The 19,124-nt window shown below is 37.0% G+C and carries 16 protein-coding genes; 5 read left to right on the plus strand and 11 right to left on the minus strand.

Translation table 11 applies throughout. From position 1 onward, the window contains the following. Window positions 1–353: 353 nt before the first annotated feature. Window positions 354–2,375: a 30S ribosomal protein S1 gene (gene rpsA, locus IPM47_09715; protein QQS31435.1), complete on the minus strand. Its 2,022-nt coding sequence runs from the start codon at window positions 2,373–2,375 to the stop codon at window positions 354–356. A 293-nt stretch (window positions 2,376–2,668) separates the two neighbouring features. On the opposite strand from rpsA, the gene IPM47_09720 reads away from it, so the two are divergent. Next, window positions 2,669–3,604: a phosphatidylinositol-specific phospholipase C domain-containing protein gene (locus IPM47_09720; GenBank protein ID QQS31166.1), complete on the plus strand. Its 936-nt coding sequence runs from the start codon at window positions 2,669–2,671 to the stop codon at window positions 3,602–3,604. Window positions 3,605–3,663: 59 nt separating this feature from the next. On the opposite strand, the gene msrA is transcribed toward IPM47_09720, so the two are convergent. From msrA to IPM47_09740, 4 genes are all read right to left on the minus strand, one after another. Next, window positions 3,664–4,374, minus strand: coding sequence for a peptide-methionine (S)-S-oxide reductase MsrA (msrA, locus tag IPM47_09725; protein ID QQS31167.1), 711 nt, complete (start codon window positions 4,372–4,374; stop codon window positions 3,664–3,666). Window positions 4,375–4,571: 197 nt separating this feature from the next. After that, on the minus strand, window positions 4,572–5,138 hold the full coding sequence (locus tag IPM47_09730; GenBank protein QQS31168.1) for a hypothetical protein: 567 nt from the start codon (window positions 5,136–5,138) through the stop codon (window positions 4,572–4,574). 462 nt (window positions 5,139–5,600) lie between these two features. Further along, complete coding sequence (locus IPM47_09735) at window positions 5,601–6,170, minus strand: hypothetical protein (GenBank protein ID QQS31169.1); 570 nt, start codon at window positions 6,168–6,170, stop codon at window positions 5,601–5,603. A gap of 6 nt (window positions 6,171–6,176) precedes the next feature. Next, on the minus strand, window positions 6,177–6,734 hold the full coding sequence (locus IPM47_09740) for a cupin domain-containing protein (protein QQS31170.1): 558 nt from the start codon (window positions 6,732–6,734) through the stop codon (window positions 6,177–6,179). Window positions 6,735–6,811: 77 nt separating this feature from the next. On the opposite strand from IPM47_09740, the gene IPM47_09745 reads away from it, so the two are divergent. Next, window positions 6,812–7,438 (plus strand): TetR/AcrR family transcriptional regulator, encoded by a 627-nt coding sequence (locus tag IPM47_09745; protein QQS31171.1) that lies wholly within the window; start codon window positions 6,812–6,814, stop codon window positions 7,436–7,438. 31 nt (window positions 7,439–7,469) lie between these two features. On the opposite strand, the gene IPM47_09750 is transcribed toward IPM47_09745, so the two are convergent. Genes IPM47_09750 through IPM47_09770 form a run of 5 tightly spaced genes read right to left on the minus strand, consistent with a single transcriptional unit; the run spans window position 7,470 to window position 10,313 of the window. After that, the gene (locus IPM47_09750; GenBank protein ID QQS31172.1) at window positions 7,470–7,991 is read right to left on the minus strand and encodes a GNAT family N-acetyltransferase; all 522 of its coding nucleotides are present in this window, start codon (window positions 7,989–7,991) and stop codon (window positions 7,470–7,472) included. Continuing rightward, on the minus strand, window positions 7,988–8,380 hold the full coding sequence (locus IPM47_09755) for a VOC family protein (protein ID QQS31173.1): 393 nt from the start codon (window positions 8,378–8,380) through the stop codon (window positions 7,988–7,990). The genes IPM47_09750 and IPM47_09755 overlap by 4 nt, the downstream gene beginning before the upstream one ends. Before the next feature lie 54 nt (window positions 8,381–8,434). Next, the gene (locus tag IPM47_09760; GenBank protein QQS31174.1) at window positions 8,435–9,049 is read right to left on the minus strand and encodes an FMN-binding negative transcriptional regulator; all 615 of its coding nucleotides are present in this window, start codon (window positions 9,047–9,049) and stop codon (window positions 8,435–8,437) included. A 55-nt stretch (window positions 9,050–9,104) separates the two neighbouring features. Then, window positions 9,105–9,878, minus strand: a complete 774-nt coding sequence (locus IPM47_09765) for a sulfite exporter TauE/SafE family protein (GenBank protein ID QQS31175.1) — start codon at window positions 9,876–9,878, stop codon at window positions 9,105–9,107. Between the two features lie 3 nt (window positions 9,879–9,881). Then, window positions 9,882–10,313, minus strand: a complete 432-nt coding sequence (locus tag IPM47_09770; GenBank protein ID QQS31176.1) for a DoxX family protein — start codon at window positions 10,311–10,313, stop codon at window positions 9,882–9,884. 506 nt (window positions 10,314–10,819) lie between these two features. Between IPM47_09770 and IPM47_09775 the strand changes: the two genes are divergently transcribed. The 3 genes from IPM47_09775 (at window position 10,820) to ffh (ending at window position 17,653) form a co-directional block, all read left to right on the plus strand. Continuing rightward, window positions 10,820–12,973: a hypothetical protein gene (locus IPM47_09775; GenBank protein QQS31177.1), complete on the plus strand. Its 2,154-nt coding sequence runs from the start codon at window positions 10,820–10,822 to the stop codon at window positions 12,971–12,973. 87 nt (window positions 12,974–13,060) lie between these two features. Then, window positions 13,061–16,156: a hypothetical protein gene (locus tag IPM47_09780; GenBank protein ID QQS31178.1), complete on the plus strand. Its 3,096-nt coding sequence runs from the start codon at window positions 13,061–13,063 to the stop codon at window positions 16,154–16,156. Window positions 16,157–16,318: 162 nt separating this feature from the next. Continuing rightward, window positions 16,319–17,653 carry a signal recognition particle protein gene (gene ffh, locus IPM47_09785; protein QQS31179.1) on the plus strand — a complete coding sequence of 445 codons (1,335 nt, stop codon included), beginning with the start codon at window positions 16,319–16,321 and terminating at the stop codon, window positions 17,651–17,653. Window positions 17,654–17,762: 109 nt separating this feature from the next. Here the strand turns inward: ffh and nhaA are convergent, their stop codons facing one another. Next, window positions 17,763–19,100 (minus strand): Na+/H+ antiporter NhaA, encoded by a 1,338-nt coding sequence (nhaA, locus tag IPM47_09790; protein QQS31180.1) that lies wholly within the window; start codon window positions 19,098–19,100, stop codon window positions 17,763–17,765. Window positions 19,101–19,124 lie beyond the last annotated feature (24 nt).

The following is a 19,124-nucleotide window of genomic DNA, read 5'->3' on the forward strand; positions in this document are numbered from 1 at the left end:
CGTTAAACAACATTTTAACGAATGATAAATCAAGCCCTTTTACTTTTTTAAGTAAAAGGGCTTTTTTATTGCTGGGTTTTAATAGTCCTACATTCTTCGGAGCAAAAGCATAAACACCTCTGATTCTACATATCTGAAATCAAAGCTTTGTTCCAGTTTATCTATCACGGTTTTGGGTACTTGTTATAACTTATAAGGTTTAACAGAAGTATCAATCACCCATAAACAGAAACATTTTTCATACACATAGTATGTTATATTTTGTAAAATACCTAAAATTGAACAATAAAAAACCGGCATTGCATAAGCAACGCCGGTCGTTATAAAAAAACAAGTTTAGAGTATAGACTTATTTATTCGTTTTCAGCTTCAGCATCAGTTGTTTCTTCTTCATTATTGTTTTCTTCAGTTGCTGTTTCTGCGACTTTACTTTCTTCTGATGAAGAACTTTCCATTTTAGCTTTCAATTGAGCCAATTCATCTAAGTCGCCAAAGGTTGATTTTTCAGTTTGCTGATTAATTTTTTGAACCTTTTCGGTAGCTTCCTGATCTTCTTTGGCTTTGTTTTCTTTTTCAGTTTTTTCAGCCTGCTCTTTTTGTTTTTTCCAGGTCTCTATATGGGAAACAATAATGCGTTTATCATTACGGTCGAACTCTGAAATTACAAAATCGAGGGTTTCATCTAATGAGGCAGTGGTATTGTCTTCCTTTTTCAACAATTTAATAGGGGCAAAAGCCTCTAAACCGTAGGGTAAGGAAACTGTTGCACCATTGTCGTCTTTACGGATGATGGTACCTTGGTGAATAGATCCCGTTGGGAAAACAGTAGCAAAAGTATCCCAAGGGTCTTCTTCGATTTGTTTGTGCCCAAGAGAAAGTTTACGTGCTTCCTTATCAATACCCAAAATTATGACTTCTAATTGTTCACCAACTTTTGAATATTCAGAAGGATGGCTAAAGCGTTTAGTCCATGACAAGTCTGAGATATGAACCATTCCACCAATTCCCTCTGAAAGTTCGACAAAAACACCATAAGGAGTAATGTTTTTGACTTCTCCGGAATGACGGCTACCGACCGGGAAGCGTTCTTCAATGCTTTCCCATGGATCTGAAAGTAATTGTTTGATACTTAAAGACATTTTTCGCTCATCGCGATTGAGAGTAACGATTTTAGCTTCCAACTCCTGTCCGACTTTAAAGTATTCACGAGCATTGATCGGTTGGTTTGACCAGGATACTTCTGATACGTGAATAAGCCCTTCTACTCCCGGGGTAATTTCGAGGAATGCCCCATAATCTTCAATATTAACCAATTTGCCTTTAACTAATGAGCCTTCGCTGAGTGTGCCGTCCAAAACATCCCACGGATGTGGGGTTAGTTGCTTCAAGCCGAGTGAGATGCGTTTTTTAGCATCGTCAAATTCTATCACTACTACATTGAGTTTCTGGTTTAAGGTTAACACTTCAGAAGGATGGTTGATACGACCCCAGGAAATATCGGTGATATAGAGCAATCCATCAACACCGCCAAGGTCAATAAATGCACCAAAGTCAGTTATGTTTTTCACAGTTCCTTCCAGAACCTGACCTTTTTCCAATAGTGCGATAATTCGTTGACGTTGTTCTGCCAAATCACTTTCAATAAGTGCTTTGTGTGATACCACTGCATTTTTAATGGCTTCGTTAATTTTAACCACTTTAAAGTCCATGGTTTTTCCAACATATACATCATAATCCACAATAGGCTTCACATCAATTTGAGAGCCGGGAAGGAAAGTTTCCAAACCGAATACATCAGCGATAAGACCACCTTTTGTTTTACTGATAATAAGCCCTTGTACCACTTCATCTTCAGCATGTGCACGAACGATGTTTTCCCATGCTTTGAGCAGTTTTGCACTTTTTCTGGATAAAATCAATTGGCCGTTTTTGTCTTCTTTTTCTACGACATAAACATCTACGATATCTCCAATCTTAAGATCAGGCATGTCGCGAAATTCAGATAAAGCAACTAACCCATCAGATTTAAAACCCACATCTAAAACAACATCAGTAGAGCTGATTGCTTCAACCCGACCTTTGATGATTTCATTTTTAGCAATGGTTTTAAAAGTGCTGTCATACAAGTCTGTGTATTTTTCACGTTCTTCTTTAGCATAATTTTTCTGAGACCTTTTACCTAAGGTCCAATCAAAATCATCATGTGAGGCAGGAGTGCCTGTGTTTTCATCATCCTCTATAAGTGCTGCAACACTTAGGACGGTTTCTTCAGTATCATTTTCAACAACAGCTTCTGTATCTTCAGCAGCTAATTGTTCTTCGGCATTGCTATCCATTTCTTCTGACTCGTTATTGTCAGAATCATTATCCAGCATTTCAGGCTGTTCGAAATTTTCTTCAGTCAAAACAAAAGATTTTTAATGGTGAAAAAAACGGATTAAATATTTTCTTTAAATAAAGATTTAAAGTGGATGCAAAGATAATTATTTTATTGGTAGAGACAAAATTTATCAACAATTGTATAGGTTTTTCATGCGGTTTTATATTTGGAGTATTCCTTTCTGTTCAAATCTTGAGTATTTGCCGACAGATTGGATAAGTTGAAGTCTCCAACTTTTCAAAAATATCGTTTTATAATAGTAGATTTGCATCATTAAATAGCGCAAAAATGAATTTGTTTTCTCGATATTCTGGCAACTTTTTACAGGCTGTAAAGCATTGGTTTCTTTTTGTAATTCTGTTTTTCTCTGTAATTTCCGGTGGATGCAGAGAAGAAATAATTCTGGAAAGTTCACAAAGTTGTAATGGTAGCCCTGATTTCTGTAACCATATTTATACTCAACATACCTATGCAGGTACACACAATTCATTTGCATATGAACCGGAATTTCACAACTTAGTTGCCAATCAAAAACGAAATATCAGTCAGCAATTACAAGATGGTATCAGATGCCTGAATTTAGATGTGTGGTGGCTTACAGGAGATGCTTATTGTGTGGATAGCGCAATTTATGTTTATCACAATTTTCCCGGTTTTGGCTGTTTGTTTTTTACAGATATATTATTGGAAGTTAAGCAATTTATGGACAATCAGCCTAATGAAGTAATTACAATCACAATTGAAGATACAAATACGAATATCAACCAACTACTTGATGCATTTTCATTCACTCAGCTAAGTGATTACCTGTTCATCAAACAATCAAATCAGTCGTGGCCAACTTTAAAGGAGATGATTGATAGTAAACGGCGTTTGGTGGTGTTTGCTAATGTTAGCAATCCAAACAATTTACCCGGAATTTTAAGTAACTGGAATCATATGTTTGACAATCCGTACTCGGCTCAAAGCCGGTACGATTTTTCGTGTTCTGTTAACAGGGGAAATATTGATCATGATTTATATTTGCTGAATCATTTTATTACCGTGATAAATCCCCGCTACGATTCAGCAGTTATTGTTAATTCCAAAGCCTCACTTTTACAACATATTGATGATTGTAAAATGAGTACAGGCAGGTATCCCAACTTTATCTACAATGATTTTTACGAAACGGGCGATATGATTTCAATTGCCGACAGTCTTAACCGGAATGTCTGGCAATAAAAAATTATACTGCTTCTTCAACCCAAATTTGGCTCTTTTTTATACAATCTTTAATGCCTTTATTCTGCAATATCTTCTTTGAGCCGATTTTTAAACTGTTTTTTAAATTTTTCCAGTTTTGGGTTGACCACATAAACACAATAAGGCTGATCGGGATTTTCTGAGAAATAATTTTGATGGTAATCTTCTGCCTTGAAAAAATCGGTGGCACTTGTAATTTCAGTAACAAGCGGATTTAACCAAAGTCCGGTCAGGGATATTTCTGATTTAGATTGTTCAGCAATTGCTTTTTGTTCCGGACTATGATAAAAAATAGCAGAACGATACTGGCTTCCAACATCATTTCCTTGACGATTGAGTGTAGTTGGATCGTGAATATGCCAGAAAACTTCTAAAATATCTTTAAAGCCAATTTGGTTGGGGTTAAAACTAACCTGAACCACTTCGGCATGACCTGTTTTACCGGTACAGACTTCTTTGTACGAGGGGTTTTTAATGGTACCACCCATATATCCCGATTCTACTTTTAAGACTCCTTCCAAACTTTGGTAAACAGCTTCTAAACACCAGAAGCAACCTCCGCCAAGGGTTGCAATTTCAATAGAGTCAGGTACTGCAGATGGATTTAAATTGTGAGTTTCCATTAATTTATTTGAGGTTTGTTTGTTTGCAGAATTTGTTAATGGGGATGCCTGTCTGTTTGCACAAGAGGAGAAAACAGCTAAAATAGCCCAAACATATACGATAAAAAACCGGTTTGATTGTTTCATTTTAATAAAACAAGTTGATGCTATCAAAGGTTTTTTAAGCGTATCAACAGACATTATAGCCTGGAATTATCAAAAAATTAGTGAGAATGGACAATATTATACTTCGAAGTAATCTTATTTTAAAATCATTATATTTTAGCCATTTACAAAGACTTTTGGTCGTGTTTATATTGTCAAAGTCCGTTTTTTGAGGAATATTACTCAATTGCAGTAATCAGACGGTTGGTTGCCCAAGCTCCAAAAGTTCCGACAACTAAAGAACAAACAAAAGGCCACCAAAAATACATGCCTAAATAGCCTAACAACAGGTTTAACAAAAAAGTAATAGCAACGTTTCCGGTTGACTGAGCCCAAGCCAGTTTAATCATTTCGTACCCTTGTTTGTTAAGCAACAGCGTGGTGACGAGCAGAACAAAAATGCTAAGAAAAAGCGATCCCCACCCAAATTCAATCCAGTCTCGAAGATGAATAAATACTATAATGATAACCGCCAAAGTCAACGGGGCAGTTTTTAAGGCAATTTCTAAAAGATTTTGTCCCATTTCTGCATTCATAGCAGTTGGTGACAACAACTTCGTTAGCAAAGTGGAAACAGCCATTGATGGAATAGACACAAACAAAAACACAAAAAAGCCTACCCATCGAACATCCTTCCATGCTTTTTTCAATTCAGGGAACAACTCCTCTTCTTCCGCTTTATCAACAATTGGCAGTTTTGAGTCTTTAATGCCCGAATTAGTATCTTTTTTACCTGACTTGGCCATGAGGTGATTTTTGGTTAAAGCAGTTTGACTTGAGGTAACAACTCTTACGAAATACCTTAAGAACTTCAAACTGCAAAATTAACCAAAACCGGATAAAATTGATTAAGAACTTTTGTAGATTAAATATTTATCAATCATTAACCGGTAATTTTCTGAATTGCTCAGGCCAATTCAAATTTCTTAAGAAGTGATTTTTATAAAGGGTAAATAATGCCGGAATAAGAAGCAATAAAGAAACAGAAGCAACAATTGACCAAATTGTATTTAAAAGATAAAACTCATTTGTCGTTGTCAGAGATTCCGGAAGTTTATGAATCCAATTTGGATATTGAGAAATAATAGTCGCTAACATTCCGTAAAAAAAACATAAATGCTTAAGTCGAATATACCCAAACTCCAGTTATTCGAACTTTTTCCATAGTAAAAATCGCTTCGACAGGATTAAGTTATTAATTCCAAAGTTTATTGGGTTTTTATTTTGATTGCAACTAAAACATGAGAAACGATCAGCAGTAAATTGTCAAAATGTGCCAAAATATCTATTCTGGGAATACGGCTAAGTGGAAATCCAATTGCAGCAACAAACAAGAATATACCGATCCAGGGAGCAATCTTTTTGGTTCTGATGAGTTGAATGCCAAGAACTGCAAGGCTTAGAGGAAACAAAGCCCCAGGCAGGAACAAAACAGGAATTATGCCTGCTCCGATTTTTGCAATTAACCCATCAATTTCTGCCTGAGTAGTATATCCAAAAGCGTTGGTGTAAATTCCATCATAACCAAACCCGGCACCTCCGATACAGGCATAAACAGCTATTAAAAAGCCAACAACTGCATATTTAGGCAACTCAATTTTAAGGAAAGAGAACATGCCCTGCAATGCGACTATCCAAAAGGTAAAGCTCAATACTTGAATCCATCCGGCTGTTATGGTCAGCAATCCATTAACCCAAAAAAACTGAGCGATAGAGATTAGAACAGGTGCAGCGACCATTGAGAAGATCCAAAGACGATGTTGTAATGTGTTGTTCATTGTTTATTATTTAATTGGTTTAGGAGCGTTTTCAAAATGTTTATACTTGCCGAGCAAGTTTCCTATAAAGACAGTTACCGGAAATATTACTTTTTTTACAAAAACAGGAATGTCTTTTAAATCATACTCTGTTTTGTAGCGGGTCATTAAAAAAGCGCTGTCAAAAAGGTCACCTTCAGGTTTGCCTGCTTTTTCCATTGACCGGTAAATTCCGGTGAGAAAATAGTCAATCGTGTTTGCCGGTTTTATATAACCACTACATTCCAGAACAACTTCACCGGCGTTCCAAAATCTATGCATAGCTCCTTTAGGAAACATGACACTTTCTCCTTCTTTAAGGTAAGCCTCTTGCTGATTTTCAATCTGATAACCCATCAAACCGGTCATTACAGTCAAACATTCATCTTGTTTGAAGTGAACATGAAATGGAGGACCTGATCCGGGTTGTAATTTGTTGGACACAATCATTTTTGGGACACCCTCTTCATGTTCAATAGCATGAAATATCAGTACTTCACCAAATGGAGAACGAATGGTATGTGGCAATTCAAATGGGTAATTCATAATGTTTTTTGCAAAAATAGTACATCGTACTAATTTTGCAAATTATTTTTAGTACATTGTGCTAAATTTTTCAAAAAATGAAAACGAAAGCGCAAATTCTTCAGAAAGCCCTGTTATTGTTTAATGAGAAAGGATATATAAATGTGGGAGTCAGAGAGATAGCCCGTGATTTAGATATAAGCCCCGGTAACCTTTCTTACCATTTTGGAAAGAAAGAAGATATTTTAATTGCATTGCTAAATCAGTTTAGAGATGCTAACTCTTCGTTGTATGAAGAATATTTTGAGAAGGATGCCACATTAAGTCATTTTCTCCAACTAATGAAAAGTATATTTGAATCTCAATATCAATACAGAGGAGTTTTTATAGGTAATCAATACATTCAGTCAGAGCTAAAATCAGCGGATTCGTTTAACTATAAAGAAACCTATAATAATAGAGTGGCAGGATTTACAAGAATCTTTAAAACATTGATTGAGGCAGGACAAATTCAGTCAACTGATGAAGATATTGCTTTCCTTGTGTCTTTGCTTACTTTGATAGGTAGGTTTTGGATTCAAGAAGCCACATTATTTAATCATTCTCCCGATAAAGAAACGACAATCCTATATTATATAACGCTACTGTCAAAACAACTTTCTCTTTTTGCCACACAAACCGGTCTTGATTCAATAGAGCAATTTAAAAACAATACCGGGAATTGATTTTTAGGATTAACCAGTTTGAGGGTTAAAGTTAGGATTTATGGCTATCAGAGCTGAATAGCATTAAAGGAGTATTGTCATTAGAGAAGTTGATATTTTTTAGGTAATTAAAACCGAGTCGGTTTAGTAATGATATTGATTTGTGGTTATCTTCTACGGTAATGCCATAAACCTCAGGAATATCTAAATGTTCCTTAGCGTATTTTAAGGTGGCGTTTGCTATTTCGTAAGCATATCCTTTACCGTGATATGCAGGCAGAAAAGCAAATCCAATATCGGGTTTGTCCAAATTTTCGCGGAAAACAAGACCACACATACCGATGGGACATTTGTCGGCTATGGTTTCGACCATACACAGGCCGAAACCATTCAAAGTATAACTTTTTAGAGGGCTGTTTAACAGGTAGTTTTGGGCTTGATCTACAGTTTTAACATTGCTGTTGCCTATAAACCGTATCCACCCTTCGCTGTTTAAAAGTTCGATTATAAACTCTGAATCTGTCAACTCAAACTTCCGTAAACTCAACCTCTTAGTTTGAAAAATAAAGTTCATACTTCATCAGTTAAGGGCTTTGAATACAGAGCTATTCTGTTCCCTTCACAATCCTGAAATTCGGCAACAAATCCTATGGAACCAACTGAGGTTTTTGGGTAAAGAACTTTCCCGCCATTTTCGACTGCTTTGTTGAGAATTAGGTCTATATCGTTGCAGCCGAAATAGACCAAAGTGCCATTAATGGTTGGTTTGTAAGTTTCACCTTTTGCAAGCGAACCGCTAATTCCCGTTCCGTTTTCAATAAAAGGAAAATGAGCCATTTCGTTTCCGTCAATATTTTCGGTAAAAAATTCGAAACCAAAAACTGCCCGGTAAAATTGAATAGCCCTTAAAACATTGGTTACCGGAATTTCAAAATACACAACCGGGTTTGAAATCGTATTCATAAGTTTTTAAAAAATTAAATGTTAAAACTAAGACTATAAAACACTTTTGAATCTTTAACTGAGTTTCTCCTTTTCCATAAATACACCAATTTGTCTCTCGTTTGAATTGCTGCTTTGCTTTAGTTCGTTGATGATATTCTGTTGTTCGACCGAAGTTTTGTTTTGGCTTAATTTTTTCTTTGCCTGAAGGTTTGTAACAGTTATTTTAAAACCGACTATTCCTTTCATCATTCCAGTTTTATAGGTTTCGGGCAGTTTTTCCCATTGTTCCAGATAAGATGAATCAAAATTGCTGATGGTATTGTTCAGCAGGTTCATCGCTTCATCGGGTTCAACTACTAATTTTGCCTGACCATAAGCATGAACCGACAAGTAATTCCAGGTCGGAACATTTAGTTCTTTTTCGTAGTGTTTTGGTGAGATATAGGCATGAGGTTCTGAAAATATTACCAAAACTGTTTGGTTTTCTATTTCTTTCCATTGCTCGTTTGCTTTTGCAAAATGAGAATACAAAACGATGCTTCCATTTTCCTCAGTAACTATGAAAGGCAAATGTGTAGCAATTGGCAAATCCTTCTTGGTTGTTATGATGATTGCAAAACTAAACTGTTGCATAAATGCGACAATTTCGTTGTGGTCTGTCATCAAATTTAATTTAGGGATGTACATAAAAGGAATTAATACAAGTTAAAGCCAAGAGTATTTTTAAAAACGCAAGGGCTTATCAAATAAATCCTGCTCCCAAGGCAATGGAAACAATAATTAACAGAATAGACACGGACACCTGTAAGAAACGGAAGGTTATTTTTTTTAACAGTTTATTTCCAAGAAAAGCACCTGCAATGGCTGATAAAGTAGCAAAAGTTACAAGGAGCAGGTTGTTACCAAGTCCTGCTTTGGTAAATTTTGTGGCATAGACGCTCAAACGAGTAATATCAACAAAAGTTGAAACTACAACTGCCGTTCCGATAAAAGATTCTTTGGAAAGCCCGGCTTTTATTAAAAAAGCACTACGCAAAGCCCCCTGATTTCCTGAAAGCCCACCAAAAAATCCGCTTAATATACCTCCGACAGGAAGTTTGTTTTTATCAAAGGTTAGAGTGCTAAAATAAGGTATCAAGTCCATACTTGCAAAAATGATGATCAGGATAGAAATCAATAGTTTTACCGGATACACCTCGAATGAATGACCAATCAATTGGTAAGAAAATAAGGCTTTTTGATCAGGAATTTGAAGCAATAACCACGAACCCAAAATGGCAGCCAAAACAGCAGGGACACCAAAACGCAACAAAACTTCTTTGTCTGCTTTGCGACCCACCAAAAGTAGTTTGAAAATATTGTTAAAAAAGTGCACAACACCGGTTAAAGCAATCGCTAAATCAACAGGAAAAAAAATCATAAAAATGGGAGTCAACATAGTTCCCAATCCAAAACCTGAAAAGAAGGTAAGTACAGCGAATAAAAAGGCGAGCAGGGAAACAATAAAGATTTCCATGGGCTAAAATGTTTGATTTAGTTTTTGGTCAACTGACCAATTCCCTCCACCTTTGATAAGTAAAAAAAAGCTGCCAAGCAACATAGACCAATCTGTACGGCTGCTATGCAGCATTTCCCAAAATCCCTGATTAACTAAAATATCGGTTTTTGTAGTCATTATTGCCACCAATATGATGATGATTGTTGGAATAACAGACAGGCGTGTCAGAAATCCTGCTAAAATAAAAGTGCCACATACAATTTCAAAAAATCCTACAAAACTGCCTAAAAACTCAGGGTAGGGTAGTCCAATTTTTTCAAAACGCCCTGCCCCACGAATGGCTGGGAATAGAAATTTCTGAATACCTTCAGAAAGAAAAACGGCACCGACTAACAAGCGGATTAAAACTGTTGTTTTGGACTTATCGGTTTGTAAGATTTTTCGAATTAGCATCTATAATGTCAATGATGAAAGAGCAATATGAGAAGGGAATTGGTAACCTTATCTGCAAAGTTAATTTTTCTGAAACAGGTTTCCAAACTGACAATGTTTGACGGTGATAGAGTGATGTTTAAGTTGATATATATATACCAAGGTATGAAGTTAGTTTTTTTCTGTTTGTTTTCGGATACAAAGCCGGGGATAAAAATCAGTTGTTTCAAAAAACTCATGGTTTTTTTATAGATTTAATACATTTTCGCTCCACTTGTTTATATAATCTGTTTATAAGTAAAAATTTGAACGATACAACCTATCTTTGCCAATTAGGTTTGATTCAATACAGGTTATTGCCCGAAAGGTTAAATCTAAATTATTTCACCACTTTTGATTTTCATCTATTACTTTTTATCATGTAAATCTGTAATTGAACCTTCCGGAGCGTTTAAGATTTGATTATATCGTTTAATCTTGTGTTTTAACCTAAACCTGACCATCTACACCCTATTTATCTCAGCAACATGATAACTTTTGTCGTCAATCTACATCCCGGTATTCCGGGCATGGCACATGCCGAACCTTTTTTATATTCTTTGATAAATGAGGAAAAAATACAGTTGATTTTTCCAACCACCGCCTCTGTATCCCAACGCCTGGAGCAATCGGTTATGGAAGTGCGAAAAACTTTGGAAAGACGCGGGTTTGTCAAATGGCAGGTTGTTTTTCTAATCAATATTGATGCCCGACAACAATCGCCGTACCGAGACAGCATTTCTGCACAAATGTTGCTGATCAGAAAATTGTTTTTAGAAGCAGGGCAGTTTCCCAATCGTCCGGCACAAACCCGCATAATTGCCCTTGACCAGGTCAATGAAGACGAGGCGATTCCTTCGATTGGAGCAAGCAAGTCTTATAAAGAATGTTGGGAGTTGGATGCTTTTGGTTATATCCGGTCTTCTGCAAATTTCATTACAACTGATGCAGAAATGATGGAATTGGATTCAATCTGGCGGCGTATTAATTTAGACAATAGCATTGTCATTAACAACGGATTTTCAGGACTTCCTCAAAACACGCAACAAGATGTAATGCAAGTGGTCAATAACATTATTCAAAAAGTAGAAGAAATGTTACAGCCATCCAAACTTCAGAAAAAGGATTTTAATGCCAATCAACAGATTGCATATATTGATGAGCAAGTTTTGAAGGAGATAAAGAACGAGTTTTTTAAAAGATTGGAAACCACCAAAAACGATCCTACCCGATATGCCAATTTTTTACCTTCGGGAGCATTAAAAATTTGCTTTAGTGAGCAATTTGGAATTTTTGCTTTGAAAAACGACCTGTTCAGATTGATGCGCTTGCCTTTTTTTATGAATCCCGATGTGTTTTTTCAAAAAAGCCTGCTCAAACTGTCTTTCCTGCTTACCCTGATTGCAGAGCAGGAAGACATCATTGTCAGTTTATCCGGCAAAAACTATACGGTTACCTTAAGCCTGAATGAACCGGAACTGATAAAGCTGATAGGAGATTATTGGGTACAGCTATATGATTTGGAGGTTAAATTAAACAATCGTTACAGTGTTCCCCCTCCCATTAAAATTAAACTTTTTCAGAACAATAACTGCGGATGCACAGAAGTGTTGGAAAAAGTTCAGTCTCAAATATTGCAGGTAGAGTTTTTAAGAACAAATGGAGATGTATTAAAATGGAATGAGTGGAATAAAGAGTTAAAAAAACAGTTGGAAGATTACAGCATTCAGGCCAAGCGAAAGATTCAGAATTGCATCAATGCAGGATTTAAGTCAGAATCAGATGCTTTAGAAAAACCGGTTGATCAGATCAATAATTTGGTGGAGGATTTGGAACGTCAGCGACAAACTTTGCAAGAAGAAGCCAAACAAAATTTTTTATCAAAAGCCTATCACGACGATTGGGATGATTTCAGCCAACAACAGGAAGGGAAGTTAAAACCTTTATTGTTTAGTCGTCCGAGCATGGTTGAACTGACATGGATTGTAATTGTCAGCATCATCATATTAGGGGTTACCTTTACCAATGTCTATATTCGGTTCGAACCACTTGGGATTAAACTGGCCTATTATGCTTTGGTATTAGGCTTTATGTTGGCACCTGTTTTTTTGGCGATTTGGTTGGCCGGCAGAAAACACAGAAAAGACATCCGGCGTATTTTACAATATACATTTGATGGCGCACAGGAAAGGCGCACAAATATAAACAATGAATTTGACCGTCAGAAAGTCTATCTGAAATCGCTGTGTAATCTGAATGTGGTCAGAGGAAATTATGATCGTGCTTGTAAAGCTCAGTTAGAACAGCAACAAATCAACATTCTTTACGATTTTCATCGTAGAAATTTGCAAAATCATAAAAATATAGCGAGCAAAATACTCAATGCTTTTGGAAAAAACACCAACAACATTACCTCAGAGTATAATCAGAAAATGACTGAACCTGATATAAACCTTCCACCATCGGCAAACTTGGCATATATGCCGGTATCTTATATTTTTACCGGACAAAGGGAGGAGTTCAGAGTGGGTTCGGTTGAAAACACTACTTACGTGATTACCTCAAAATGTGCGCGTTTAATCAGCATGGTTTCTTTTAGTCAGGATTTAATTTATACAAAAGATACTCTTTTCCACAAATAGTAAAACCGGTTCATTGCTCAACTACAAAGATTAAAACTTTAAAAAAATCCTGCTCTTTATTTTTTAGTTCCACACCTATACGATTTCATGGAAATATTACTTTACATAGGAGTTACCCTTTTAGGCGTTTATCTGCTTTTGGCCATCGGAAACCAGCCTTACGGCCAACGATGGAAGCAATATTGGATTCCTTTTATTGGTCTTTTAATGGTATTGTTGGCAATCTACGAATATTATATTGATGTGGATTATTTAATCAGACAGGGTGATTTTTTACCTATATTCCAGGGATATACAGAAATCATGTACTCTCTTTTGCTGATTGGCATATTTGGTATCGTGAAACTGATTGCAAACGAAGGAAGCCGGATTTTTTCGAAAAAGAAAACCGCAGGTCAGATTCCTGTTTTGCCAAAGTTTTCGATAGCCTATAAAACCGATGATAAAGGAGGAATAGTGATTCGAAAAGAATGGGTGTTTACCGGACTGTATGCAAAGTATCTTGCCTGGATTGTATTGGGGATGTTTTTAATTTTGTTTGCCCTCAAAATATTGTCTGACAGATTTGATATCCATTTGATTAATCTTCCGGCTCTTTGTTTGTTTGCGTTGTTTCTTATTTTAGAAATGCATTGGTATTTATCACATCCCCGGATTGAAGAACAACCCGAACCTCCGGCTCAGTTGCCTGAAAAAACGACAATTCCCAATGATTATCTTCAACTTTGGTTTGAATATCAAAAGATTTGGGAAGACAAAAAACTGCTTTCCTGGTCGTTTGCCCCTCCAAAAGAAAAAGTACCTGCCCCGACTACAGTGGACATTATTGAGGCAACAAGTCTGATGAATATTGGGTACAATTTAACTTTGGACGATTATGATATTCTGCAAAATCTGGTCAACAAAAACGATATGTTGATAGATGATGTGGTTTTGGACGAAGTTGCCCCTCTCTTGTTTTCGGTTTTTTTACGCCGTCTGATGGATGGAGAAAATATTCTGGTAATCACTTCTAAACGATGTTATCCCAACTCAAAATACCATCAGCAAATCGTTGACTGGATTAACTCATGGATATTCAGACTGACCGGCAACCGAGAGTTTTTCAGGGTGCATACTTTCAGCCGACTTGAAGATGTAGGATTTACTTCCCGTATTATTGTAACTTCTGCCGAAGATATTTTGGAAAAAAATATAATCGGACATAGTTGGTTTTCAAACCTGCAAACTATCCTGTTTTTAAATGGAGATGAAATTTTTTCTGAAGCACTGACTTCCAATAATATCCTTCTCAATATCCTGAAAAACAAATTCGACAAAATTCAAAGCATCGTTTTAGCCGATTACAGGGAAGCATTACAGGCATCAGTGATGCACAATCTGGAAGTTAAAAGAAATCTGAGAGAGGTGAGAATGCGCCATAGCATGTCTGAATCTGCTTTTGTTTTATTCTGGAAGTTAGAAGGGAACAGTTGGTTTCAACATAAATTATTGACCGGACATATCGAAAGATTTTTAGGAGCAGAAGCAGTACTTGCTTTGATTGCCAGGAGAGAACAAATTTCAGACATCCGATTTGCCAACCACGAAAAATTGCCGTATTACGAATACATTGAAGAAACCGACAACAATGTGGGAAGCCTGATACCCTCAATTGTGGCTCCCCGAACGTTGCAAACCAAGGGAACCAATGTGATACAATGCAGTGCGGTAGGAAACTTAATGGCTGTCGGAACTAATACATTTTTATTAGTCAGAGATGCAGAATTTAATTTAGTTACTGCTTTGAGAAAATGGCAGGTTTACGCAAAAGAAAATCTGTTTTTGCACATTGCTTCCCCTCCTTATTTATTGAGAGAATTTTTTGTTCAGCATATCGAATATTTCTGGCGTACTCCCCTCTATGCGCTTTCTTCCAAAAGGATGACCAGCAGGTTTGAAGTTGCCAGAACTTTGCTGGAAAGATTAGTTGTTGATGAACTGTCTGAAAGCCAAATCCTTCAGGCGATTGTTTGGATTAACCCCAATGCAATATTTGTAAAACAGGAGTTGCAAACCTTAATTCGTCTGGCATTTGATATTGATATTGTAGCCTCCAATTACCTGACTATTCGATCTATTTACGAACACGACCGGGAAACCGATTCGTTCAAACAGGTTAATTTATATAAACTGCTGCCCAGAATCAAAGAGGATCTCAATCTGTTTTTTTTAAAGAAAATTGAAATTGTACAGGGAGTTGAAACAGTACATGTTATTTCATTTGACTTGTTGTTTCAAAATTACCTGCCCTCTCAAATTCATTCCTTTGACGGAAAATCTTGTATGGTCAAGGGTTATGACCGGTTAAACTATAAAATGCTTGTCAATTCAAAAGCTCCGGTACCGGTTTTAGCTTACCATCCTGATTTGGAAGTTACCCTTTACCGTTTGGATGAGCCTTTGAATGATTCACAAAGAAAAATTCTGCTCAAAAAAATTACCCTCGAACTTTGCGAAGGTGCTTTTGACGTTAAAACAAACGGCTATCTGACTTTTAACACCGACATCAGTTTAATGCAGGATGCACATACCTATACGGCCATTGTAAACAACGAGGTTCCTGTAAGGCAATACAAATTAGGCAGGGCGATGATTTTATCGGTCGAAATTCCGGAAGATGGCAATCTTGTAAAACTGACCGCTACTTTTACAGTATTACTGACGGAAGTCATGCGTTCACTATATCCGGAAACTTATCATTATTTGATTATAGGCTCACCGGTAAATCAACTTGCATTTAAGGGCAAGTTTGCCCAATTGTTTTCATCCATCACGGTCAAAGATCAACAACCGGATCTTACCGAAAAAATCATGCAAATCTGTATTTTTGAAGATGCCCATCAAGACCTTGGGTTGGTTCAAAGTATTTATGATAATTGGGATTATATTTTAAGAGTTTTAGACGATTACTTAGTCTGGCTTTTAGAAGTACCACCGACAACCGGAAAAAAATTGTTTGATTTAGGCTCTGAGGACAAAAACATGCTCCAAAAATCGGCATTTAAGAAAGAAAACTACCTGAAATATGGGTTCGACAAACATCCGGAATTTTTGGATTTAGAGGGAGCAAGCAAACTTTTAAGAAATTTGTTAGGGACGAATCACATGACTACCCAGCGCAATAATTTTTACAAAGTCTAAAATCACCCGAATATTAACCGGAATCGCTAACTTTGCAGCCGTTTTACAACTATAATCCGGTTTGTGTTTGGGGTTACAATAAGTAACCTTCATTTGCAGACGAAAAAGTTTTGAAAGCAGTAAAGCGGAATTGATATTAAATGACAAAAACGATCTAAAGATATGTTTGAAAATTTGCAGGAAAAATTAGACAGAGCGTTTAAAACCTTAAAAGGGCACGGCAGCATCAATGAACTCAACGTAGCTTCGACGATGAAAGAAATCCGCCGGGCTTTGGTTGATGCGGATGTCAATTATAAAATTGCGAAAGAGTTTACAGATACAGTTAAAAACAAAGCAATCGGACAAAATGTACTGACGGCGGTATCGCCCGGACAGTTATTGGTCAAAATCATGCAGGATGAGTTAGCCTTGTTGATGGGTGGAACCGTCAGCGATGTAAAACTGACAGGTAACCCCTCAGTGATTTTGATTGCAGGCTTACAAGGTTCGGGAAAAACGACTTTTTCGGCAAAACTGGCTAATTTTTTAAAAACCAAACGAAAAAAACGCCCCTTGCTCGTTGCCGGAGACGTTTACCGTCCGGCTGCTGTGGAGCAATTAAAAATCCTGGGTAGTCAGATAGAGATACCTGTCTATTTTGAAGAAGGCAGTAAAAATCCGGTTGCCATTGCTAAAAACGCAATTCAACATGCCAAAGACAACAAATTTGATTTGGTAATTATAGACACCGCCGGACGTTTGGCTGTTGACGAACAAATGATGAACGAGATTAGCGCAGTAAAACAAAGCACCAATCCTGATGAAACCTTGTTTGTAGTCGATTCTATGACCGGTCAGGATGCGGTTAACACCGCTCATGTGTTTAACGAAAAATTAGATTTTGACGGAGTAGTTCTTACCAAATTAGACGGTGATACAAGAGGAGGAGCTGCTTTGTCTATCAAATACACGGTCAATAAACCTATCAAGTTTGTCAGCTTTGGCGAGAAAATGGATACCATTGACTTGTTTTATCCTGACCGTATGGCTCAAAGAATTTTGGGCATGGGCGATATTGTATCGTTTGTAGAAAAAGCACAGGAACAATTTGATGCCAAACAAGCAGAGGAGCTTAGAAAGAAAATCAGCAAAAACAAATTTGATTTCAACGACTTCCTGTCACAATTGAACCAAATTCGCAAAATGGGCAATATCAAAGACTTGGCTTCTATGATACCCGGATTGGGGAAAGCTCTCAAAGATGTGGATATTGACGATTCTCAGTTTAAACGGTTCGAAGCCATCATTTTATCCATGACTCCCGAAGAAAGAAGCAATCCCGACCTGATAGACCCAAGTCGTCGTCGAAGAATTGCAGCGGGAAGCGGAAATGATGTGGTAGAAGTCAGTCAGTTTATGAAGCAATTTGAAGAAATGAGAAAAATGCTCAAGACCATGTCTAAAATGAGTTTGTCGGGCAAGGCAATGAACGCTCTTCAGTTTATGAAAAAGTAAGAGTCGGAGTTCAATTTTCGTTTTTTAGAAAAATCCACAGATATCAATATTCCCGTTGCCATTTTATTTGGCTTGAAAATCAAGGAATCTTTATCACTCGAAAGGTTTTTTATTTTGAAGCTGCCGATCGGATGATAAAATAGCCGATAAAACTTGCAATTATAGAGGCAGACAAAATCCCGACTTTTGACTGAATGATATAATCCGGGTCTTTAAAAGCCAGACCCGATATGAACAATGACATCGTAAATCCGATTGCAGCTAAAAAACCTGCACCCCAAACATGGCGGAATTTCATTCCTGTTGGAAGCGAAACCAATTTGAGTTTGGTAATTGTATATACGGTTCCAACTACTCCAATAACCTTTCCCAATAAAAGTCCGAAAAAAACTCCCAACATCACCGGACTACCCAATTGAGTCAATACCTCTCTTGTAAAGGTAATTCCACCATTGCTCAAAGCAAAAATGGGTAAAATGATAAACGCTACGACCGGGTGAAGGGCATGTTCGAGTCTTTGAAGCGGTGTTAAGGCATTTTTTGAAGCATCCCTGATTTCTTCTAAAATATGCAGTTGTTCATCAGTAACGGTTGGAACGTTATTAGGACGGGCCTCTTTAAATTTTTCAAGCAAATAGCTCAACTCTTCGGTAAATGTTGCTTCGTCCACTTTTACCCGAACGGGTATGGTGAAAGCCGCTAAAACTGCGGCTATGGTTGCATGAACTCCCGACATTAAAAATGCAAGCCACAATCCGCCTATTCCTATAATGGCATAAAACAAGGTGTTTCGTACACCTGTTATGTTAGCTAACAACAAAATCGTTAGAAAACCCGCACCCGTCAGCAAACTCAAAAAATTTATATCGGAAGTATAAAATAAGGCAATAACTAAAACCGCTCCAATATCATCGGCAATCGCCAGTGCAGTGAGAAAGATTTTGAGAGAAATAGGAACTCTATCGCCCAATAAATACAATACCCCCAAAGCAAAAGCAATATCGGTAGCCATCGGAATTCCCCAACCACTATGAGGGTCTCCCTCAGGGTTGAACAACAGATAAATAACTGCCGGAAAAAACATTCCGCCTATTGCTGCTGCAATTGGTAAAACGGCATTTTTAGGACTGCTCAATTCACCGGCTACTATTTCGCGTTTCAACTCTAACCCTACCACAAAAAAGAAAACAGCCATTAAGCCGTCATTAATCCAATGATGCAGGTTTTTGGTGATGTCAAAATTTCCAAACCGGATCGAAAATTCAATTTCCCATAAATGATGAAACTCTTCATGCCAGGGAGAATTTGACAACAAGAGCGCTAAAAACGCAGAGGAAAACAAGATAATACCACTCATGGTGCTATTATTAATAAATCGTTTGATTGGATCTACAATCCAAACTTCTACCGGTGCTTTGTTTCTTTTACTTTTCTTTTGATTTGGCATATTCGGGGGTTAAAAAATCCGGCA

The organism is Sphingobacteriales bacterium, from assembly GCA_016700115.1.
GTDB lineage: Bacteria > Bacteroidota > Bacteroidia > Chitinophagales > UBA2359 > UBA2359.